This window comes from Bacillus sp. EB106-04-02-XG92 (genome assembly GCF_058791995.1).
The window spans coordinates 15,705-37,342 of record NZ_JBYTEA010000007.1 but is presented as its reverse complement, the minus strand read 5'-3'; the positions used below and the strand labels follow the sequence as shown (position 1 = coordinate 37,342).

Genomic DNA, 21,638 nt, shown 5'->3' with positions numbered 1-21,638 from the left:
TCTTTACATCCCGTCTAAATGATTCTTATCATTAATAAAATGTACCGTTTTTTGTTCGCCATCCATTTCAAGTAAGCTGATTCCCGTATCTCCCATTTTAAAATAATAATCCATTGAAATGGGCATTTTGAAAAACGCACGTAATAGGCTATTTATTACACCGCCATGTGCAACAATAGCAATTCGTTCATATGTATTCTCTGTCACGATTTTAGAAAAGATTCCTTCTATTCTCATTCTAAATTCAATAAACGATTCCCCGTTTTCATAACGATCATGCAGAAACTTTGGCTCTGGATATTTCTTTGCTTCTTCAAATGAAAGACCTGCTTGTACTCCATTATTGAACTCCATTAATTCCTCTTCTAATTGAATTGGACACCCAATTCCTTCCGCTAATGTTTCACCCGTTTCACAAGCACGTTTTAATGTACTTGCCCAAATGAAATCTGGCGGAAAATCTGCTTTCACCTTCCGTACAAGCCTTTGCACTTGTTGCCTTCCCTTTTCTGTTAATTCAAAGTCAGCTCGTCCTTCATGTACGTTTAAGATATCAGCTTCTGATTCTCCGTGGCGTATTAGTAGTATTTGCATGTATTCTCCACTCCCCTGTTCAATATCCATAAAATCTCATTATACCATATTCTTAATCTTCCGAAACAAAATAGCTTTCTATAACAGTTGTTCAACTTAACATTTCCAAGCAGTCTAAACTTATTATTCTTTCAAACGGGCCATACAAAAAAGTCCTATCCATAGTAGCAAAGATGCTACTATTTTTTATTCAGCTCAAAAATAAAAAGAGAAACGGCTTACCATTTCTCTTTCCACTCTTATTGTTCGTTTGGTGTATCTGACGAAGGCAATCTCTTCGCCTGTTTTTCTTTAAAAATTTCTCCAATTGCCCCGAGAGTACCAAGTGTTTCAATTGCATTAGATGGAATAAAGACTTTATTTGCTGGCCCTTTCGCAACCTCAATCAATGATTCAAATGATTTATAAGCAAGTACACGCTCATCTAAATTCGCTGCACGAAGTAATTCAATTCGATTTTGTTCTGCTTTTGCAATTTCCTCAATCGCTCTCGCTTCCCCTTGCGCTTCTAATTCTTTTGCTTCTTTAATACCTTCCGCTTCTCGAATACGTGCTTCTTTATCCCCTTCAGCCATTAGGATTTTACTTTGCTTTTCACCTTCAGCACGAAGGACTTTATCTTGTTTTGCGGCTTCCGCTTCTAATATGATTGCACGTTTATTACGCTCTGCTTTCATTTGTTTTTCCATTGATGCTTGCACATCTTTCGGCGGATTAATATCAACAACTTCAACACGTTCAATACGAACGCCCCATTTTTCTGTTGCTTCATCAAGTGCTAAGCGAATTTCTGTTGAAATTTTTTCACGACCTGATAACGTTTCATCCAGTTCCATCTTACCAATGATTTGACGCATCGTTGCAGAAGTAATGTTACGAACACCATATTCATAATTCGAAATACCATATGTCGCAAGTTCCGGTTCCACAATTTGATAGAAAATAATTGTATCAATCTCTACTTGTACATTATCTTTCGTAATTACCTTTTGCGGTGGTACATTCGTTTGTTGAATACGTAAGTCATGGTATACACGAACTCGATCTACAATCGGGATTAATAAATTTAATCCTGGCTGCATAACACGTTGAAACTTACCAAATCTTTCAACGACTCCAACTTTTTGCTGTGGAATAATTTTAATTGTTAACGCGATAAATGTAACAACAATTAGTGCGAAAATAATGGTTAATGTTAATCCTACTACCATATTTATTCACTCTCCTTTTTTACTTGTAATATAGTACTATGCCTCTTTATAACAATAACTTTTTCTCCAGCATCAATTGGATCATCTGCGGTAGCTGTCCAAGTATCTCCATCCACCTTCACAATACCATTCGCCTTATTTGTAATCGCTTGCATGACAGTCCCTTTTTTACCGACTAGCATATCTACCGTATCTGTAAAACCTTTTGCTTCTCGAAAGTTTTTTGAAATTCTTTTCGTAAAGAAAGTCAATGTTAAACTTACAATCGCACCGACAATAACTTGTAACAGTAGTGCTTCGGGAGCAAACAAAGCTATTAGACCTCCGACAACAGCCCCAATTCCAAGCCAAAGCATATAAAATGTAATCGACAACATTTCTGCAATAAATAAAATACCAGCTATTATAAACCATATTACCCAAGCAGCCATATGCAACCCTCACTTTCTTTCTCATTTTCTATATGTATATGAAGAAAAGAATGGTTTATCCGCCCTTTCTAATACGTGGGCGCTTACTACGAGCTATTGTACATATTCACTGTTATAATGAGTATTATTAAAATACTATATTAATATATTCTTCATTATACATGAAAATTCCTTTCAAAAAGTGACAAAAAATGAAATTCTTCCGAAAATTTAATTTTCAAATTATAATTATTTTAAATACTGAAATATTATTTTTAGGAAGGCGGTGTGCTTATTGCAAAATCGTTCATTAACTTACTATTTAGGATCGAAAATATGTATTACTCTCGCTGACATCGTATACATCATGATTATTACAACCCATATGTATATCACAACAAAATCAGCTACATTAACTGCTCTGTTTCCATTACTCCAGGTCATAACTAATCTTATAGCAAATACATCTGCACCACTTATCATGAATCGTTTTTCATCTTATTCATTACTTTTTACACTACAATGGACAAAAACAGCTCTCTTATTTTTATTAATGATATTATTCCCATCCCTGTCCACAAACATTGTATCGCTATTCATTTTCATTTTTTTCATTTCATTATGTAGTGGCTGGAGCGCTCCATTACTTTACGGTATTCTACCGCGCCTTACACCACAAGAAAATTTAGTAAAAGTAAATAGTGTTTTTTCCTTTTCCACACAAATTGCGCAAGCCGCTGCTTATTCATTTACAAGTGTTATCGTTCTCCTTATCGGCGCTACCTCTACACTCATGATGAATAACATTTTGATGATTTTTGGATGTATTGCACTACACGTTTCATTGCGTTCCATACATAATGAACGAGTAATAGAGCCTTCTTCTTCAAAAGGTGCTGCTTTATTGGAAGGTTGGAAACTCTTATTTCAAAACCCATCTCTCCGTACCGTCACATGTATGGACTTAATGGAAACTTTTGCAGGGACGATTTGGATTGGCGCTATTACGATGGCTTATGTAACGACTGTCCTTCATAAAGGAGAAGAATGGTGGGGATATATTAATACAAGTTATTATGTCGGAACATTAATTGGAGGAATTTTAGCGTGGAAAATGAGTACATACATTCAAAATAATTTAATACGTTCTATGGCGATAGGCTCTCTTCTGTTTAGTATTCTTACATTTTTATATGGTATGACGAGTAGTGGGTTTATTGCGCTATTCCTATGTGTTCTAATGGGTCCATGTTATCAAATTAGAGATATCTCTCAAACGACCGTGCTACAAACAAGTGTCGCTCCTACTTTACTATCAAAAATGTATACAGCTCATGGTGCACTCCTCTCGACAGCTTCTGGTCTTTCTATGCTGAGTGTTGGCATTATTACCGATTTGTTCGGTGTTCGTACGATTTATATTCTCGCTTCACTCCTTATATTGTGCTCTGCTTGTTTATCATTTAACTTATTAAAATATGATAAGACAAAACAAAAAACATTTCACTTTAATGAACAAAATAAATAGGACAGGATTTCCTGCCCTATTTATTTTATTTATGATAAGTTAGGAGATTTCCGATGCTTTGTCGCTTGTTCAAAAGCGTATGCGAGTTTAATTAAAGTCCCCTCCGAAAAAGCAGTGCTTGCAAGCGTAACTCCAAATGGTCTCCCGTTATCCATATATCCCGCTGGTATCGCTATAGATGGATAACCTGCTTTCGCACATATAGTGGATCCGATATAAGAAGGGAATAGAATTGCATCAAGATTATATTTTTCCAATGCAAAATCAATACCTTGTTCTTGTGAAAAATATATATCTTCTAATCGTGCATTTAAATATTCTGGAGTCCTTAACGTATTAGGAAAATCTTTTCTTCTCTCCAACTTAGTTTGTCCATATTTCAAAGCTCGTTCAGCTATGTTTTCATTAAACGCCATTAACTCTGAAATAGAATGTACTGGCATAGTAGAAGGTAATTTAGAAAGATAGTTATCTAAACTATGCTTTAGTTCATAAAGCGATACTCCCCAGCTCCATTCTCTATGAAAAGACGGAATATCAATATTTTCTACTACTGTTGCTCCCTCACTACGCAATACTTCAATCGTTTCCTTAAACAATTTTTCATCATACTCACCAGTTTCATAATAATCTTTTGGTGCATTACTATATACTCCAATCTTTGCTCCATGTAAACCGTTAACATCAAGATATTTTGTAAAATCACGTTCTGCTATCCCTTCACTTTTATGAGTAGCTACATCTTTCTCATCTACTCCAGTTAAACTCCCTAGCAAAATAGCTGCATCTGTTACTGTTCTAGCAAATGGCCCCGCTGTATCTTGCGAATACGTAAACGGAATAATACCTCTACGACTAATTAAACCGACAGTCGGTTTAATACCTACTACAGAGTTTTGAACAGCTGGACTTAAAATAGAACCATCTGTTTCAGTTCCAACAGATACTACTGTAAAGTTAGCAGCAACTGCTATCGCAGATCCTGTACTTGAGCCTCCAACAAACATGTCATCCTCACCTGTACCGTAAGCGTTTATTGTTTGTCCACCTCTTGCACTATATCCAGCCCACATTTCAAAAGACATTGCATTTGCTAATTCTGTCATATTTGTCTTTCCTATTATGACTGCTCCTGCTTCTCGCAGTTTCGTCACAAGAAATGCATCTTCACTACTAATATTTTGTTCTAAAGCAATCGTGCCTGCGCTTGTATGCATGGAATCATTCGTCTCAATATTATCTTTAAGTAAAACAGGTATACCATGTAATGGACCTCTTATACCTTTTATCTTTCTTTCATAATCTAACGCTTCTGCAATAAAAATAGCGTCTGGATTGATTTCTAAAATAGAATTAATTTTTGGTCCATCTTGATCATACTTTGCGATTCTATGAAGATAATACATAACTAATTCTTTTGAAGATAATTGCCCAGCTTCCATTGCTGCTTGTATATCATGAATTGTTAATTCTTTTTTTAATTGTGCATTAAATTGAATCTCCATCGTCACTCTCCTTCTATAAAGTGAAACTTTAATCAGTGGGGGTTTTCTTCATCCCCCACTGATTATTAGTTGAACCAATCGGACTTTTATGGGCAGTTGATCCCCCACCTAACTTCTTTGCTTTCGCTGCATTTTGAGGTGGAGGTCTTACTGCCCATTAAAGTGGGATAAAGCCTTTTATTGATTACATGTACCTATTCGTTTTCATTTTCTCCGCTCCTCGCATATACAACTACAATCCCTTTAAAAGAATTCAATTTACCAGTGTAAAAACCTTTTATTTCCTGAAAAATAAAAAAAGTCTGAAATGAGTTCACCTTCGCTTCAGACCCAATTATTACTGCACGTATACTTCTTCTAACAGATGTAAAAACTCCCCTTGTTTCCCGGCTAATTCAGGACATTTTGCAATATCAATCCATTCGTAGCAAAATACTAAACCTTCATCTTCCTCACCGGCACTTACAATATGTTCCCACGTATCCTTTACATCTGTTAGTAATGTTACGTGAAAAAAGTGACGTTTTTCATATTCCTGTTTGTCCTTCACATGTATAATATAATCTGCTAGAAAACGCTCTATACATAAATGACGTAATCCAGACTCTTCTTGTACTTCACGTAAAATCGCTACTTCTAACGTTTCCCCTTCGTCAACCGTCCCCCCTGGTATTTGTATACCAGCTTCAGGTATATCACGATGTTTAAAAACAAGTAATTGCATAACTCCCTCTTTTTCTCTTGTCACATATGCGTGTACTTTTTTCTTATATAACATCGTCATAATCCTTCTCTCCCCTCAATTGTTCACTCTGTTACCTCTTCAAGCGTCAGTTGATTTTCATATAAATATGTAGCTTGTGGATTTCCCACATACCTCACGTGCCATGGTTCAAATCGATAGCCCGTAAGAGATTCTTTCTCTTTTGTATATCGAATAACAAAACCAAATTTATGGGCATTTTCAGAAAGCCACTGCCCTTCTTTCGTTTCACCAAAAACGGTCTCTAACTGAAACTTAGCAGATTGAGATGTAATATCCATAGCAAGCCCTGTTTGATGTTCACTCGTTCCAGGAACTGCACTAGACATCGCTGTTTTTGCTTCTCCATCTTGTTTTTTGTACATCGTATTTAATGCTTTTTGTCGATCAAAAGATCTAAATCCAGAGACTGCAAATAAGAAAATGCGCTCCTTATCAGCTTGCTGAAACATTTCCTCTAGCGCTCCTGCTGCTTCTTTCCTCATTTTTTTCTTTTCTTGATCACCTTCACTTGAGTAGCGCACTTTCGGAATAACTAAATCTGGCGGTCTGTACCCATCTGGCAAACGCCTACTTTTATTCACAAGGACAAGCATCGAATTCGGATTACTAATTACTGCAATATCACCATCCATATTCGCAATCGTTTCTTTTGCTTTCGGAAATATATTATTTACATTTACCTCGCGCGCCTGCTTATCCTTATACATTTTATAATTGATTCCTGCTACTCCAACAATAAGTACCATCGCTACGATACCAAGTAGTGTCCATCTTTTTTTCATATAACGACCTCTTATTTTAATAATTTGGCCATTTCATACTCATCGATATTCTCTCCATCGATAATAAGAGAAGCTCTTTTGACACCTTCTTTCTCAAATCCAGCTTTTTTATATAGTGCCTGAGCTCTTGTATTGTGGGCCATTACCGTTAATTCTAAACGCCATACATCATGTAATCTTGCCCACTTCTCAGCCTCTTTAAACAACCTCGTGCCAATACCTCGCCCGCTATACTCTTGCAAAATACCAATTACAATACTTGCTACATGTCTCTTTCTTTGAATATGATTTCCATTCACTAAGATAAACCCTACTATCCTCTCTTCTTCAACTGCTACCAATATCGTTGCATACTTATTTTCTATAAAGCGATGAATCATTTTTTCTTGTTGCTCGGCTGTAAATTTTCTTTCTCCTGGTTCGTATAACATAAATTTCGTTTCTTCGTCTAGTTGCTTACTTAATTGCAAAAATGGTGCTGCATCTTCTATTTTGATCTCCCTAATCACTTCAATCACCCTACCAGTTTTAGAATAAAAAGTTTTCCTTGTAAAAAGATTTTCTCTACTTTCTCGAAAATCCCTTTGTAAATCCCCCAGTATAATTTGACAAATTTCGATATTACTATAACATCGATAAATTATGTCTTTTCTGTGACGTCTCATCAATTACAAAAAAACGTAAGCACTACACTTACGTTTTTTCAGACTCTCCCACTCATTTTTGTTTTACTTTACCCATTCACCTTTTCGGCCTGCCAGAAATATTCACCAAACGCTTTAGCAAGTGCATCAATCGATCGATTTAGTTCTTCCTCTGTATTATCTACACCACCAACTTCAATTAATATTGCTTGCCCTGACAAATCTTGATTATAGACTCCATTGCCTGTTTGGAACCCTTTTTGAATGACACCACGACTAACTCCTGGATATTTCTTATTAATTGTCTCGTGTAATGCCGTTGCTAATTGTAAATTCTTTTCATAGTTTTTATTTCCTTTTCCTATTACGAAAGCAAGCTTTGCATATGATTTATCTCCAATTGTTTTTGTCGTTACATTTTTCCGAGCACTATCACGATGTAAGTCAAAGAAGTATTGCAGTTCTTTATTGCCAGTCATTGCTTCTTGTACAATTTCTCGTGACATTTTATAAGAACTATTACTATTTAATCCTTTACTAATCAACTTTTGACCGACATCAGTCTTGTCGTTAGTAGCTCCAATCCCTTCACTTGCTAATTGTTCACGAAATCGGTCGCCGACTATTGAAATATTCGTTACGGAACTTGTCGCTTTATTCGGATTTGGATCATTTGTTAAATTCAATAACGGCAAATAAGATTCCCAGCTATGCGAATGATAAATAAATGCAACCTGGCGTTTTCCTGTCGTTTGAGCTGGTTGCTTTTTCTCTTTATTCGTATCCTGCTTTTGAGCCTGTCCACCTTCTCCAGTCCGTTCTTTTACTACTTCTTCAAGTGGAACGCTCGACTCTATAGGCAAGTTAGAATAATTTGTTCCTTCACCCGCAATAACAATTTCTGTATCGTACTTACCGAAACCAGGTAACTCTTTGCCGACAAAACTGCGTACATCGTTAAAACGAATATTCGTAGCCATAGAAAAGAGAAACGAAGAGATTGAAAAATCTTGATTTAAATTTCGATATTCCTGTGTAAAATAATGATTCTCTTTCCCAAGAACGTACATGTAACCATTCATCGATAACTCATTTAACCAATTATATAAATACGTTGACTTTGTCTCTTTCATAGAGGTTACCATCATACTAATAAGAAAAAAAGTCGCTAGTACTGTAGCAATAATAAATAATACTAACTTACGTACACTCGTGAATTTCACATAAAAAAAGCCTCGATTCATACTATCACCTCTCTATTTCAAGTTATGTACAAGCTCTAGAGAATAGACCGTCTAAATTCCGGCTATATTGTTAATGAGGTGAAATGAATTGAAGCTACTAATAGGAACATTACCCATTGTACTATCATTTATTTTTTATTGGCTCGCTAAGCATCCTACAGCCCGCGTTGTGTTACATATTTCAGCGTACTTAACACTTTATGTACTCGGTACAATTATTTCTATTCATATATATGATGTTTTAATGCAAGATTTAGTTTTTATGACAAGCATTCATGGAATTTTATTAAATCCATTTTTTCTTATTTCAGGAGCATATATAGGGATATACACCTTATACCTACTTTTGTCTTACATTATTAAAAATATAAAAAATGGAGCGTAATGAAATGCGACCACCGTTCATCTGTCATAACTGCAAAAAAAGAATTACGCGAAAGAAAGATCTTATTACTACCACATGGTACTTCCGCTTTTATGTATTTCATAGTGATTGTTTTAAACGACAGCAAGTTTTCATCTCACGATTTATCCCTGTGAATACACTTATTAATTTCTTTCTTATTATATATGGGCTGATTGTTGGTAACATTCTTATGACTGCAGAGCCATCTATCATTTGGCTTATTTTCTTACTTCCAATTTTATATCGGTTTCTTTCATATTATTATGTTGAACGTTTTTTCTCTAAATGAAAGTTAGACTTCCCTCTAGGAATACTTAAACATTCCCAATCATTTTCTTTTAACATTTTACCGACATAAATCATTTGGCCTATGTGCAAAGCATAATGAGAAATTTGTCTTTCAATTGCTTGCATAACAGTTTGCGCTTCACCGCGAATATATACCGTCTGTAATAAATGTTCCGGCGTTAGCATATTCATCGTTTTAAAAACATATTCCCATCCTTCATGCCACGCTATGAGAACCTCTTCCTTAGAAGAATAACCACCTTCAAATTCAGCATCTCGGTTACGATCTACTTTTTCACCATCAGATGTTAAAAAATCCGTCCATCTAGAACGCATATTACCGTGCAAATGCTTAATTATAATTGCTATGCTATTTGTTTCTTCATGAGAAGACCATTCAAGCTGTTCATATGATAATTGTGACAGCACCCGTTCCCCTTGTTTCTTTGTTGCTTCAAAATTCGAAATGGCACATTGTAAATATTCTCGTCCGATATCCATGTTACCCCTGCCTTTACATTAACTAATTTTTGTTCCATTTGGTAATTCCATATTAGGCTGAAGCAATACTACATCACCCGCTTCAGGTACTCCGCCAAGCACAAGTACTTCTGATTTAAAACCAGCCACGCGCTTCGGTGGAAAGTTTACAATTGCAACGATTTGTTGTCCAACTAAATCTTCTGGATTGTATCTTTTTGTAATTTGAGCACTTGACTGCTTACTTCCAAGCTCTCCAAAATCAATTTCTAGTTTAATCGCTGGAACTCTCGCTTCCTTGAATTCCTCTGCACGTGTTACCGTTCCAATTCTTACATCCAAATTTAAAAAATCTTCAAAATTAGCCATTTTTTCATTCCTCCCAATTATTACTTAGACAAAACAAAAAAATTCCCTTTTAAAAAAGAAAGGCGCCTAAGCACCTTTCTTTTGCAATTCACTTGATTCATTTGATTTATAGAAGAAGAAACCGAGAATCCCGCCAATACATGATGGGATTAACCATCCTATTCCTTCTTTATATAATGGTAACATTTGTAGTACGTTAGAAATCGCGTCAATTTTAATATTTGCACTTTCTAAACCGTTAAAGAAACTAATTAACAATGCACCTAAAATAGCTCCAATATAAATGGTATTACGCTTTCCAATCCATTTATGGAAGTAAGAAAGTACGATTAATACGATTGCAACTGGATAAATGATCATTAACACTGGTAATGTAACTGCGATTAATTGTGTTAAACCTAGGTTAGATACAATTAAACTAAACACACAAACCATTGTTACAATCGCTTTATGCGAAAGTTTAGGGAATAAATTTGTAAAGAAGCCCGCACAAGCTGATGTTAATCCAACCGAAGTTGTTAAACAAGCAAGGATAATAACGAGCCCTAATAAAATTTTACCACTTGTTCCATATAACTCATTTACAACATTCGTTAAAATAAGTCCACCATTCTCTGATACTCCAAGTGATGTACTTGTTGAACCAAGATAAGCAAGTGATAAATAAATTAACGTTAAACCAAGTACTGCAATAATACCTGATACTACTGTTATTTTTGCAATTTGACTACTTTCTTTTATTCCTTTAGAGCGAATAACTTGTACAACGACAATTCCAAATACAAGTGCACTAATTGCATCCATCGTTAAATATCCTTGAATAAATCCACCAAAGAAAGCATTTTCTTTGTAAGCTGCTAGCGGCGCAGCCGGTTCTCCAATTGGATCAATAATTGCCTTTCCGACAATTACAGCAACAATCAATACTAACAATGGTGTAAGAAATTTCCCGAACCAATCCACTAATTTAGATGGATTTAATGATAAATACCACGTTATTCCGAAGAAAATTATAGTGAAAAGAAATAGCATGTACCACTCGGAAACCAGTGCCTCTGATAAAAATGGCTTCATACCCATTTCAAATGAAACGGCTCCAGTACGCGGAATCGCGAAAAATGGTCCAATTGCTAAATAACTAATCAATGGGAAAATAAACGCGAATAAAGGGTGAACTCTAGAAGATAGCGCTTTCAAGTCCCCCTCTACAAACGCGACAGCTGTTACAGCTAATAGGGGTAATCCGACTCCCGTTACTAGGAATCCAATTGTAGCAATCCAAACATTCTCTCCAGCTTGTTGCCCTAAAACTGGTGGGAAAATTAAATTTCCTGCTCCTAAAAATAGTGCAAATAACATTAAACCAATTGCTACCGTATCACCTGGCCTTAAACGTCCCTTCATACTTTTCATTTGCATAGCACTTTTTCATTGTTTATCTTTATTTTCACAATATGCTATGCATCCTCCTCTCTGCTCAAGCTGATAAAATATGCCCCTTACAAAGCAGTGTCTTTCTCCATAATTTCTCCATTCCCCTTATTCTTACTCCAACTATTTTTTTGATTTTTTTGAATATTTAACTCATTAGAGTGGTATTGCGTGGAGTATAGTTGTCAGACCTCTTTGTTTTTATCACACATATAGTAACATATTTAGTTGAAAAATAAAAACATATTTTCAAATTGATTTTTTTGAAAATCAAAATTATCTACTTTTTTTATTCTTTTACACAAATTTTGTTACAATCTCAATTTTTACCTCATCATTATTTTTAAATAATTTTATACACGTAACATGCAAAAGCCATCCAACATAATTAGATGGCTTTTGCATGTTACTCTATCGTTTCAATTTCACGTGGATTTTTCATCTCTTCCACATATACAACTCTAAATCCGTGATCTTCTAAATCTTTCAATAACGTCTCTAATTCATCGTCGTTAAACTCTTCTCCTAATGTAAACATAATTCTTCGAACTAATAAGGCATCATTATCAAAAGTCATCAAACTTTGAATACCTGTATATTTTTTTAATACAGTGGATAATTTTTGAATGGCCCCATTATAATCCTGCGTCCCAATCATGACAGAATATTTACTAGAATGAACGCCCCAAGCATCTTCTAATAACTCGAAAACTTTTTTATGTGTTAAAATTCCAAGAAAGATTCCTTTTTCATCAACTACTGATAAATAAGGTAATTTTTTTATTGTAAAAAATACTTTAAAGAACGAAGAATCTTCTCTAACATAACCTTCTTTATCGTTTAATAATTGTATGACGCTCTCTTCCAGCGAACCTTTATATTCTAAAATATCTACTTTGTATACATTCCCTAAATATTTCTCTTTTTTTTCATCTAAAACCGGTACACAACGATAACCAGTTTTATTTAAATGCTCCAGTGCCTCCCCTATTGTAATTGAACTTGAGCAAAATAAAACTTCCCTTTTCGGTACATAATTCCCTTTAATCCTCATAAACAGCCTCCTTATGTTAAAATACTTTCTGTGCCATAACTATATTATATTTTCAGAAAAAAATAAATAATTTATTTTACTTTTCTGAAAATTATTCATTTTCTTGTCATAATTTATTCACGTTTCATTCACTTATATCCCGTACAATACTAAACTTCTTTAAGAAAAATATATTGTAACTTACGCCGAAAAAAGCTAAAATAAGAATAATAATTTTCTGAATATTCAAAGAGTAGGTGATTACATGTCTTTATTGCGCTCACATATATATAAATTTATCGTTGGTGTTCTCATTATATTTATCATCAGTCCTATTCCGGCATTATTCATTACACATAAATACTCTTACATAACTGGCTTTATAAGCATTTTTCATAACTTCGCACAACTTTCTTCTATGACAGTTCCAAAGATTGATTGGATGCACGAATCTATCTTTTTCTCAGTAAATCAGATGGTACATACTTCGAATCATTCAACACCGTTATTCCCTTACATATGGGAAATATATTTTTTATCGATCGTTCGTTTTACCTTTACTCTTGCAATCGGATTCTTCATCAGTTTAGGGATCGGCCATTTATTTTTTAAAGCACCTCATTCGGTTAAAAAGTTCGCTTCCTTATTAAGATGGATACCTTACTCTTTTTGTACTGTATTATTGCAATGCTCAGTCTTATTACTACTCCTATACATAGCAAACTTTATAAAACTTCCTTACTACTCATCTTTTATCATCGTTTGTAGTACTTCCATGATTATCGTTATGCAAGCCATAAAAAAATGGATTCCGTTCTTAAGTAACACAAATGAATATGAAATAAAACAATCTTCTTTCCTTGTAGATACATTGTTTTTAGCACTTACTTCGAATCACAAATCTATTTTAGGTTCCATTATACTTTCATTCGTTTTTATGGAATGCGTTTTTCATGCAAGCGGACTACTGCAATTTATCGTTCAATTCGGCGGGAATGCACCTATTATTATTACAATTAGCTTATTGCTTTTGTATATCCCGTATTGCATACTCTCGTTCCTTCAAACACTGTGGACGACAAACCACGTTAAACAACAATCATACGCTTTAACGAGAAGTATTCCAAAACCTTAATTTGAAATAACCCTCTATAATCTGAAAGTAGGGGGTTATTCCTTTTGTATAGCGGACAAAATAACAGCACATTCAAAAACTATTGCAGAAACATACCAATATTTACCCTTTTTCTTTGACTATTCTTTTCGTTTGGATTTATTATAAAAGTATAACATAATCGCAGGAGGTGACATCTTTATTCCCAAATACGGAATAGAGAACACACTTGGACATATTAAATATTTTTCTCATCTTTGTACTTATCCTTATTTCCGGCTTTTTCGTTGCATCAGAATTCGCTGTTGTAAAAGTACGAAAAAGTCGAATTGACCAACTTGCAAATGAAGGTAACAAACAAGCTTTAGCTGCAAGAAGTGTCATATCTAATTTAGATGTTTATTTGTCAGCTTGTCAGCTCGGGATTACAATTACTTCTTTAGGACTTGGTTGGCTTGGTGAACCAACTGTGGAACATTTACTACGACCGCTCTTTGAAAAGATTAATATTACTGGAACAATGGCGAATACTTTATCCTTTATTATTGCTTTTAGTGTGATTACATTTTTCCATGTTGTATTAGGTGAATTAGTTCCAAAGTCTTTCGCAATTCAAAAAGCAGAAGCAATCACACTTAAGTTTGCACGACCACTTATTTTATTTGATAAAATTATGTATCCATTCATTTGGCTACTGAATAGCACAGCTATCTTTTTCACAAAACTACTCGGTTTAGAGCCTGCTAAAGAAAATGAACTTGCTCATTCTGAAGAGGAACTACGACTCATTTTAGGAGAAAGTTTCAAAAGTGGCGAAATAAATCAAACCGAATATAAATATGTAAATAATATTTTTGAATTTGACGACCGAGTTGCAAAAGAAATTATGGTCCCTCGTACAGAAATGATTTGCTTATCTACTGAAAATACGTTAGAAGAAAATATGGATATCGTAGCAACTGAAAAGTATACACGCTATCCGATCATCGAAAAAGATAAAGATGATATTATCGGTATGATCAATACGAAAGAAGTATTTCACGATCAAACGAAAGGCATTCATAAGTCACTTGAATCATACATACATCCAGTACTTACTGTATTTGAAACTGTTCCCATTCGCAAAACGTTAGTACATTTACAAAAGAATCGCGTTCAGATGGCAATTGTTATGGATGAATATGGTGGAACTGCTGGACTTTTAACAATGGAAGATATTCTTGAAGAAATTATTGGAGAAATTCAAGATGAGTTTGATGCGGATGAATCACCTATGATTGAAAAACGCACGCCGAAGCTAACTGTTTTAGATGGGAAAGTGCTCATTTCTGAAGTAAATGATATGTTTGGCCTACATATTGATGATAGCGATTTAGATACAATTGGAGGCTGGCTCCTCTCCCAAGCAGTAGACTTAAATATTGAGGCTGGTTATTTCATTGAATTTGCAGGTTTTCAATTTAAAGCACTAGAACTTGATGGACATCAAGTGAAAAAAATTGCGGTACATAAATTAGACACAAAAAAGGAGTTATAAAGTGACAGTATTATTAACAATCTGTATCATTGCCTGTTTCATTGTTTCATTTCTTGCCTTTATTTACCCTATCATCCCAGGCATCCTTGCTGTTTGGGCTGGATATTTCATTTACCATTTCGGTATAAATGGTGGAGAACTAACAATGTCCTTTTGGATTATTCAAGTCATTTTCACACTATTCATTTTCGTTGCTGATTTTATTGCAAATGGATATTTCTTAAAAAAATACGGGAGTTCTAAATGGGGAGAACGTGTCGGCATGATTTCTATCATTGTCGGATCTTTCTTCTTCCCACCATTCGGTTTAATTATCATACCGTTCTTATCGGTATTTATTACAGAACTCATGCATAAAAAAGCACCAAAAGATGCCTTTCTAGTAGGAGTTGCTACTGTAGTTGGTTTTTTAAGCAGTACAGTAGCGAAAGCCATTCTCCAAATCATTATGATTATCATATTTGTATGTTATATCGTCTTTTAACCATCCCAGTTTCGGGATGGTTTTTTAATAGGAAATACCTACTCGGCTATTCTCATATTTATTTTCACTACATAGATTCCACGTAAATTGTGCTGTATCACCAACTGTTATTTTCGCTCCCCCTTCTGGTAATACATCTTTTTCAGTTCGATATACTCCTGTTACATCACCGTCTATTAAATGCGTCGGACAAACGACCGTCCAACATAAATTACTACTACTCAGTAATTTATATGCAGCTAAATGATCTTCTGCTGCGGTTGTTGTCTTCCTTTTTGATTCCATTGATTGAAAACGATATAAATTTAGATTTGTTCTCGCTTGTAAAATACCTGCTGTTCCTATTGTAATGATTTTATAAACCCTTTCTTCTTCCATTTGCCTTATAATATGTGGCATACTCTTCGCTAACGTGCCACTTCGATCCGTGCCAAGTGCACTTATTACTATATCGCTTCCTTCTATCGCTTTCTTTATATCATTTTCATTTAGTACATTACCTTCTATCATTCGTAACCTTTCATCTTGTATTGCTATTCTCTTTACATCACGGGCTAACGCAGTCACTTCAGCTGAATCCTTTAATGCTAATTTAATTACGGCTGAACCTACTCGACCTGTTGCTCCTAATATACATACTTTCATTTGTTTCCCCCCTCTTTCATTCTTCCTCTATTTTTCAATAATCTCAATCAATTTACAACAAAAAAGCTTCCTCATATAAGAGGAAGCTCTATTATTTTTATTTCTTTTCTTTAGAATCCGTAGACTTCTCAGTTCCACTTGTTTCTTTATCCTTTTTGTCCTCTTGTTGTGTTGTTGTATCGTCTTCTTTCTTCTTGTCCTCACCTTTACTACAACCTACCATTAATAAAGAACTTGCAAGTGCCATAGCAGTTAATGATTTAACCCATTTGTTCATTTGCGTTTCCTCCTTTAGATAGAATATGTACAATCTCATATTACTCTCTATTTTTAAAGGAAAGATTGAAAAATAGTAAATAAACGGTAAATATTTGTAAATTTTCTGATAATGGATATGTACATATAGTTATTTTTTCTCCACGAAAAGCAAAAAACTAAGGCGCCTTTCTTTCCGCCTTAGTTTTTTATGCAAACTTCTCATTTTCATATTCATGTTTAATCTTATACTCTTTCTTCACGACATATTGCCATACACTATAGGCATAACGATTCATTTTCAGGAAGCAGTTTTCTAAAAACGAGCGAAATTCTGGATTTGCAACTTCAACTGCCACTTTAGCAAACTTTAGCGCTAACCGTTTTAAATGCGAAATATAACACGTTGCAATATAAATATCCCCTGTATATTTACTATCAGTTTCCTTTTCCATCTCATGAAAATGAAATGGAATTGGTTCACAAGTTATATGCTGTACATTTTCTCCTTCTTGAAAATTCACTTGTTCATTATATGCTTGCAACATATATGGTAAATGATGCTGTAATAGCTCCTTTAATTCTTCGTCTCTTACCTCTCCAGTATACTCCCCCACCTTATATATAAGCATATAACTATACCTCATCAATTCTTTCATACAATCCATGAAAGTGCCTCCTTCCTTTTGTCTATATGCTATAAATATGATGCTATAACATTTGCTATTCTTGCTAAAAACCAATCCCATTTACTAATTTTCTCAAAATCTTCTTCCGAAAATTTTTTTGATTTATGAAAGTCTTCTTTTAATCGGTTCCATACGTCCGCTGTTACTCCCTTATCATAGATAATACAATTAGACTCCGTATTTAAATAAAAACTTCTATTATCAAAGTTTGCGGTACCAATATCAACAATTTCCCCATCAATGATTGTTACTTTCCCATGAAAAAAACCATTATGATATTGATAAATCTCCGCTCCAGCATGTAACATGTTTTTCAAATACGGATAAGCAGCTTGTTTTAACAATACGGCATCACTTTTAAATGGCACCAGAATTTTCACATTGACACCGCGGTTTAATGCATCTTTTAGCTCTTTCATCATTTCTTTACTTGGTACAAAATATGGCGTAGCAATAATTAAAGACGTTTTAGCCTGCTTTAAAAGTGCTCCATATTTTTCCCATAACCCTTTTCCATCTGAAAATAAATATTGATATTTTACATTCCCAATTGCAGGTAAACTTTCATGTACAGGCATTTTTTCTCCCGTATCTTCTTTCCAGTCAGCAGCGAATTTTCTTTCCATATCCGTGGCACCATTCCCAATGACTCGTACATGATAATCACGCCACGGGCCAAATTTCGGATCTTGTCCAAGGTACTCCTTTCCAATATTAAAGCCGCCGATATATGATATTTTTCCGTCAATCGTAACTATGCGTCTATGGTTTCGTTGATGCAACGAATAGAATAAATGTTTCAATTTAGGTTTTTTACTAAACGTAAACTGGACACCATTGCTTTTTAGTTGATGAATTATCTTTTTCTTCAGCTTATATCCACCTATTCGATCGACTGACAATTTTACTTCTACTCCACTAGATGCCTTTTTCTCGAGCAACTGCAAAAACTCTTTACTTATTTCATCTTTACCTACAATATAAAAATGGATATATATGTACTTTTCTGCATTACGTATATCCTCAAATAATTTCGTATATAACTCTTCACCGTTCGTATACAGTTGAAATTCACCTAATCGAACTTGTCCTACTTCATATTCACTAGCCATTTTTTTCCCCATTTCCACATCGATGTTCATCCAAATGAATACACCTATTAAACAAAGGATTACAACGAAAAAGTGTTTCATGGATATTTTCCTTTCTCCACTTACTGTTATTTCTATATCTTCCCTTTTTTAATACAATATCATTCAAGAAAATATGTCATTACATGATATATGTCCATATCAAACGATAGCTCATTTGCATATTGTATGTTGTATCTTAAAATAAAAGGAGGAAATAACAATGGGCTTCGCACATGGTAATGGATTCGCGCTATTAGTCGTATTATTTATCCTCTTAATCATCGTCGGTGCTGCTTGCTTCTGCTAAGTAGTTATCGTCATATGATATGTGGATGAAAAAACTATAAAAGCGGACACCTATTTTTAGGTGTCCGCTTTTCATATGAAAAACATTTCAGTCCGTTATAATATCTTTAACGACTAAATATTCAACTCAAAAAGTTAATAATGTGGCTACTTTCTTACTCTCCGCCTTACGTATATGACGTTGTTCTGCACGCAACACAGCAATGCGATGTAATTCTTTCTCTTCTTCTGTTTCAGGAATTACTCGAGGAACTGGAACTGGATTATTATCCTTACTAAGTGCAACGAAAGTAACAAATGATGTTGCTGCGATACGTTTCTCACCTGAAATTAAATCTTCTGCTACTACCTTCACAAATACTTCCATAGAAGTTCTACCCGTCCAAATTACAAAGGATTCATAACTAACACAATCTGAAGAGCGAACAGGATGTAAGAAATCTACCCAATCCATAGATGCTGTGACACATTCTTTCCTTGCATGCCTCGTTGCTGAAATGGAAGCAACCATATCCATCTCGGCTAATATCTTTCCACCAAATAGCGTATTATGATCGTTTAAATCTGTTGGAAATACGCGGCTCGTTTTAAACACTCTAGACTCATTAGCTGTTTTTCCCTTTACTTCAGTCATTGTTATCACCTCTTTGATAATTTCATCCGCTATTTGCAGACAGTAAGACTCCCACCACAAAATTCGGCTGGAGCAAAGAAGTTCGGTAAGAGTTCCATTTTTCATTAACACTAGGACAGTATGAGCTTACTATCACTACACGTTTAATATTAACAACATTCAGAACTCTTAGTCCACAAAAAAGAACCGATGTTATCAATCGGCTCCTCTAAATACATATTGTTCTTTCGGCTGTTCAACTTTATTCCATTTCGTTACTTCTAAAACAGGAATGTTCGCATGGAATGGCTGATAAAATTCTGTTGATATTTCTCCTTCAACTTGAATCCAATCATCATTGTTCCATTCTACCCCTTCTGGTTTTTTCACTAACATACCATATACACCAGAATCCGCTACACAATGTATAATACCGAAACGGAATAAGAAATATTGTTCTTTTTTAGAAGAATCATCTTTGAAAACAAACCCTTTATAGGATAATTTTTTTCCAGTAAACTCGCCAGGATAATTATAAATTGTCTCCATCCCTTTTAGGAAATCTTCGTCTTTTAAAGTAATACTATCTTTCGTAACGAACTCTTTTTTCCCTTTTTCCATTACACCACGGTATCCTTCTTTCCCGTAATAAATGCTCGTATCAGGTCTTAGAAATTGCCTTGTCATAAATGGATCTTTACTTTCTGCTTGTGCTACTGGAAAATGAAATCCCTTCGCCTTAACAATGTCGGAATCTAATGTTGCAATCGGGAAAAACAATCCTGATACAATAGGAAAGCAGAACAATGAGTACGAAAATACTTTTTTCAACCATGTATTCTCATCTTTTGAATGGTCATGCCCGCAATGGCTATGATCACAACTACAATCCTGTTTTCCTTGTTCTTTCTGATGTTCTTTTTGGAAAACGATAATAATTTGAACGATCGTTAAGAAACCTAAAATAATAGCTGCTGTTGTTGATAAATAGGCATACTTCATATTGATATACTTCGTAATATTACCTGAAATATGAAGCTGCGCGATTAAGATTGTAAAACCTAATAATATATATGCTCGAAACATAACCTACCACCCCATCGCATAAATGAGTAGTGAGCTTGCATAAACAACAAGTGTAACTGTAACTGTAACGACAATTACAAATTTCGTTTTAAATGTCGCAAGCATCATAAACATATTTTTAATATCCACCATCGGTCCATATACTAGGAACGCGACAAGTGACGCTGTTGAAAATGTACTTTGGAATGACGAAGCAATAAACGCATCTGCTTCTGAACAAAGTGATAAAATATAAGCAAGTCCCATCATAACAGCTGGTGAAGAAAACGGACCTTGTCCTATAGCAAGAAGTGTAGAAGTTTGTACGAACGTTTGAACTGCAGCTGCAATTAACGCACCTAATACTAAATATTTCCCCATCGAGAAAAATTCCTCAACAGCATGTGTACATACATCCCACATTTTTTTACGTAACGGACGCTTATGATTCACTTCTGGGAAGTGGTCATCTCGTAATTGATGTTCTTTAAACATAAATGATAATATAATTCCAACGATAATTGCTACGATAATCGCTACAATAGAACGATACCATACCATGTGCATACTACTTCCAAAGGCAACGTATGTTGCAAATAATACGACCGGATTAATAATTGGCCCAGTTAACATAAATGCAATCCCGGCATATGGCGGAACCCCTTTTCCAATTAATCGCCTAACAATCGGAACGATTCCACATTCACAACCTGGAAACATCATCCCTAAAAAAGTAGCCATTAAAACAGACAGAAATCGGTTTTTCGGCATCCATTTTGCTACCATATCTTCTGTCACAAACATTTGAATGAATCCTGAAATAAATACACCAATGAGCACAAAAGGAAGTGCTTCGATTAATATGGAGATAAAGATTGTATTCATTTGCAGGAATGCTTTCGGTAATTGAAACAATTCCATGATGTATTTCCTCCAACTTTTCATTAACAATATGTAATTTTAACCCCATTTTATTAATTGGACAAGACTTATACGGAATTCATCCCTTTCATATACATTACATTTTATAAGTTATATTCTATTCAAAATTTGGGATTTCATAGCAAAAAAGCTGCTCTAGCGCAGTTATACAACTATGCTAGAGC

General features: G+C 34.7%; 26 protein-coding genes. 7 read left to right on the top strand and 19 right to left on the bottom strand.

Annotated features, from left to right (window positions below; all coding sequences use genetic code 11):
- Positions 1 to 3 precede the first annotated feature (3 nt).
- The 3 genes from AC3WVA_RS18385 to AC3WVA_RS18375 all read right to left on the bottom strand — a co-directional run bounded on the left by AC3WVA_RS18385 (position 4) and on the right by AC3WVA_RS18375 (position 2,236).
- On the bottom strand, positions 4 to 594 hold the full coding sequence (locus tag AC3WVA_RS18385; RefSeq protein WP_492322077.1) for a histidine phosphatase family protein: 591 nt from the start codon (positions 592 to 594) through the stop codon (positions 4 to 6).
- Positions 595 to 833: 239 nt separating this feature from the next.
- Complete coding sequence (locus tag AC3WVA_RS18380) at positions 834 to 1,805, bottom strand: SPFH domain-containing protein (protein WP_048527451.1); 972 nt, start codon at positions 1,803 to 1,805, stop codon at positions 834 to 836.
- A 2-nt stretch (positions 1,806 to 1,807) separates the two neighbouring features.
- Complete coding sequence (locus AC3WVA_RS18375) at positions 1,808 to 2,236, bottom strand: NfeD family protein (RefSeq protein ID WP_048527450.1); 429 nt, start codon at positions 2,234 to 2,236, stop codon at positions 1,808 to 1,810.
- Positions 2,237 to 2,510: 274 nt separating this feature from the next.
- Between AC3WVA_RS18375 and AC3WVA_RS18370 the strand changes: the two genes are divergently transcribed.
- The gene (locus tag AC3WVA_RS18370; protein ID WP_142321046.1) at positions 2,511 to 3,743 is read left to right on the top strand and encodes an MFS transporter; all 1,233 of its coding nucleotides are present in this window, start codon (positions 2,511 to 2,513) and stop codon (positions 3,741 to 3,743) included.
- 29 nt (positions 3,744 to 3,772) lie between these two features.
- On the opposite strand, the gene AC3WVA_RS18365 is transcribed toward AC3WVA_RS18370, so the two are convergent.
- From AC3WVA_RS18365 to spoIIP, 5 genes are all read right to left on the bottom strand, one after another.
- On the bottom strand, positions 3,773 to 5,248 hold the full coding sequence (locus AC3WVA_RS18365) for an amidase family protein (protein WP_098346486.1): 1,476 nt from the start codon (positions 5,246 to 5,248) through the stop codon (positions 3,773 to 3,775).
- A gap of 337 nt (positions 5,249 to 5,585) precedes the next feature.
- Positions 5,586 to 6,032 (bottom strand): NUDIX hydrolase, encoded by a 447-nt coding sequence (locus tag AC3WVA_RS18360; RefSeq protein WP_071757948.1) that lies wholly within the window; start codon positions 6,030 to 6,032, stop codon positions 5,586 to 5,588.
- 23 nt (positions 6,033 to 6,055) lie between these two features.
- The gene (locus AC3WVA_RS18355) at positions 6,056 to 6,796 is read right to left on the bottom strand and encodes a M15 family metallopeptidase (RefSeq protein ID WP_098346485.1); all 741 of its coding nucleotides are present in this window, start codon (positions 6,794 to 6,796) and stop codon (positions 6,056 to 6,058) included.
- Between the two features lie 11 nt (positions 6,797 to 6,807).
- A complete protein-coding gene (locus AC3WVA_RS18350; RefSeq protein ID WP_048527447.1) occupies positions 6,808 to 7,305 on the bottom strand; it encodes a GNAT family N-acetyltransferase in 498 nt (165 codons plus the stop codon).
- Between the two features lie 224 nt (positions 7,306 to 7,529).
- On the bottom strand, positions 7,530 to 8,684 hold the full coding sequence (spoIIP, locus tag AC3WVA_RS18345; protein ID WP_071757946.1) for a stage II sporulation protein SpoIIP: 1,155 nt from the start codon (positions 8,682 to 8,684) through the stop codon (positions 7,530 to 7,532).
- Between the two features lie 88 nt (positions 8,685 to 8,772).
- Here spoIIP and AC3WVA_RS18340 point away from each other — a divergent pair, with 88 nt between their 5' ends.
- A complete protein-coding gene (locus AC3WVA_RS18340; protein ID WP_098521141.1) occupies positions 8,773 to 9,069 on the top strand; it encodes a hypothetical protein in 297 nt (98 codons plus the stop codon).
- Positions 9,070 to 9,073: 4 nt separating this feature from the next.
- Complete coding sequence (locus tag AC3WVA_RS18335) at positions 9,074 to 9,379, top strand: permease (RefSeq protein ID WP_142321045.1); 306 nt, start codon at positions 9,074 to 9,076, stop codon at positions 9,377 to 9,379.
- Here the strand turns inward: AC3WVA_RS18335 and AC3WVA_RS18330 are convergent.
- From AC3WVA_RS18330 to cbpA, 4 genes are all read right to left on the bottom strand, one after another.
- Positions 9,352 to 9,879: a DUF1572 domain-containing protein gene (locus AC3WVA_RS18330; RefSeq protein WP_098346482.1), complete on the bottom strand. Its 528-nt coding sequence runs from the start codon at positions 9,877 to 9,879 to the stop codon at positions 9,352 to 9,354. The two genes, AC3WVA_RS18335 and AC3WVA_RS18330, sit on opposite strands and share 28 nt — an antisense overlap.
- A gap of 18 nt (positions 9,880 to 9,897) precedes the next feature.
- Positions 9,898 to 10,227, bottom strand: coding sequence for a chaperone CsaA (gene csaA, locus AC3WVA_RS18325; protein WP_048527442.1), 330 nt, complete (start codon positions 10,225 to 10,227; stop codon positions 9,898 to 9,900).
- A 66-nt stretch (positions 10,228 to 10,293) separates the two neighbouring features.
- The gene (gene brnQ4 / locus AC3WVA_RS18320) at positions 10,294 to 11,631 is read right to left on the bottom strand and encodes a branched-chain amino acid transport system II carrier protein BrnQ4 (protein ID WP_408613116.1); all 1,338 of its coding nucleotides are present in this window, start codon (positions 11,629 to 11,631) and stop codon (positions 10,294 to 10,296) included.
- Between the two features lie 433 nt (positions 11,632 to 12,064).
- Positions 12,065 to 12,712 (bottom strand): cyclic di-AMP binding protein CbpA, encoded by a 648-nt coding sequence (gene cbpA / locus AC3WVA_RS18315; RefSeq protein WP_492322076.1) that lies wholly within the window; start codon positions 12,710 to 12,712, stop codon positions 12,065 to 12,067.
- Positions 12,713 to 12,956: 244 nt separating this feature from the next.
- Here cbpA and AC3WVA_RS18310 point away from each other — a divergent pair, with 244 nt between their 5' ends.
- From AC3WVA_RS18310 to AC3WVA_RS18300, 3 genes are all read left to right on the top strand, one after another.
- Positions 12,957 to 13,826 carry a hypothetical protein gene (locus AC3WVA_RS18310; RefSeq protein WP_098346481.1) on the top strand — a complete coding sequence of 290 codons (870 nt, stop codon included), beginning with the start codon at positions 12,957 to 12,959 and terminating at the stop codon, positions 13,824 to 13,826.
- A gap of 208 nt (positions 13,827 to 14,034) precedes the next feature.
- A complete protein-coding gene (locus tag AC3WVA_RS18305; RefSeq protein WP_098346480.1) occupies positions 14,035 to 15,342 on the top strand; it encodes a hemolysin family protein in 1,308 nt (435 codons plus the stop codon).
- Position 15,343: 1 nt separating this feature from the next.
- Positions 15,344 to 15,826: a DUF456 domain-containing protein gene (locus tag AC3WVA_RS18300; RefSeq protein WP_071757938.1), complete on the top strand. Its 483-nt coding sequence runs from the start codon at positions 15,344 to 15,346 to the stop codon at positions 15,824 to 15,826.
- A gap of 24 nt (positions 15,827 to 15,850) precedes the next feature.
- On the opposite strand, the gene AC3WVA_RS18295 is transcribed toward AC3WVA_RS18300, so the two are convergent.
- From AC3WVA_RS18295 to cls, 4 genes are all read right to left on the bottom strand, one after another.
- A complete protein-coding gene (locus AC3WVA_RS18295) occupies positions 15,851 to 16,471 on the bottom strand; it encodes an NAD(P)-dependent oxidoreductase (RefSeq protein ID WP_098346479.1) in 621 nt (206 codons plus the stop codon).
- Positions 16,472 to 16,568: 97 nt separating this feature from the next.
- Entirely contained in the window at positions 16,569 to 16,748 is a 180-nt protein-coding gene (locus AC3WVA_RS18290; protein WP_001045960.1) for a hypothetical protein, read from the bottom strand.
- Between the two features lie 187 nt (positions 16,749 to 16,935).
- The gene (locus AC3WVA_RS18285; protein ID WP_048527435.1) at positions 16,936 to 17,394 is read right to left on the bottom strand and encodes a spore coat protein; all 459 of its coding nucleotides are present in this window, start codon (positions 17,392 to 17,394) and stop codon (positions 16,936 to 16,938) included.
- 29 nt (positions 17,395 to 17,423) lie between these two features.
- Complete coding sequence (cls, locus tag AC3WVA_RS18280; protein ID WP_128805580.1) at positions 17,424 to 18,608, bottom strand: cardiolipin synthase; 1,185 nt, start codon at positions 18,606 to 18,608, stop codon at positions 17,424 to 17,426.
- A gap of 160 nt (positions 18,609 to 18,768) precedes the next feature.
- On the opposite strand from cls, the gene AC3WVA_RS18275 reads away from it, so the two are divergent.
- Positions 18,769 to 18,855: a YjcZ family sporulation protein gene (locus tag AC3WVA_RS18275; RefSeq protein WP_000505094.1), complete on the top strand. Its 87-nt coding sequence runs from the start codon at positions 18,769 to 18,771 to the stop codon at positions 18,853 to 18,855.
- A 126-nt stretch (positions 18,856 to 18,981) separates the two neighbouring features.
- Here the strand turns inward: AC3WVA_RS18275 and AC3WVA_RS18270 are convergent, their stop codons facing one another.
- The 3 genes from AC3WVA_RS18270 to AC3WVA_RS18260 all read right to left on the bottom strand — a co-directional run bounded on the left by AC3WVA_RS18270 (position 18,982) and on the right by AC3WVA_RS18260 (position 21,453).
- On the bottom strand, positions 18,982 to 19,488 hold the full coding sequence (locus AC3WVA_RS18270) for an acyl-CoA thioesterase (RefSeq protein ID WP_000141166.1): 507 nt from the start codon (positions 19,486 to 19,488) through the stop codon (positions 18,982 to 18,984).
- Between the two features lie 195 nt (positions 19,489 to 19,683).
- Entirely contained in the window at positions 19,684 to 20,553 is an 870-nt protein-coding gene (locus AC3WVA_RS18265) for a TIGR03943 family putative permease subunit (protein ID WP_048527433.1), read from the bottom strand.
- Between the two features lie 3 nt (positions 20,554 to 20,556).
- Positions 20,557 to 21,453, bottom strand: a complete 897-nt coding sequence (locus AC3WVA_RS18260; RefSeq protein WP_000418724.1) for a permease — start codon at positions 21,451 to 21,453, stop codon at positions 20,557 to 20,559.
- Positions 21,454 to 21,638 lie beyond the last annotated feature (185 nt).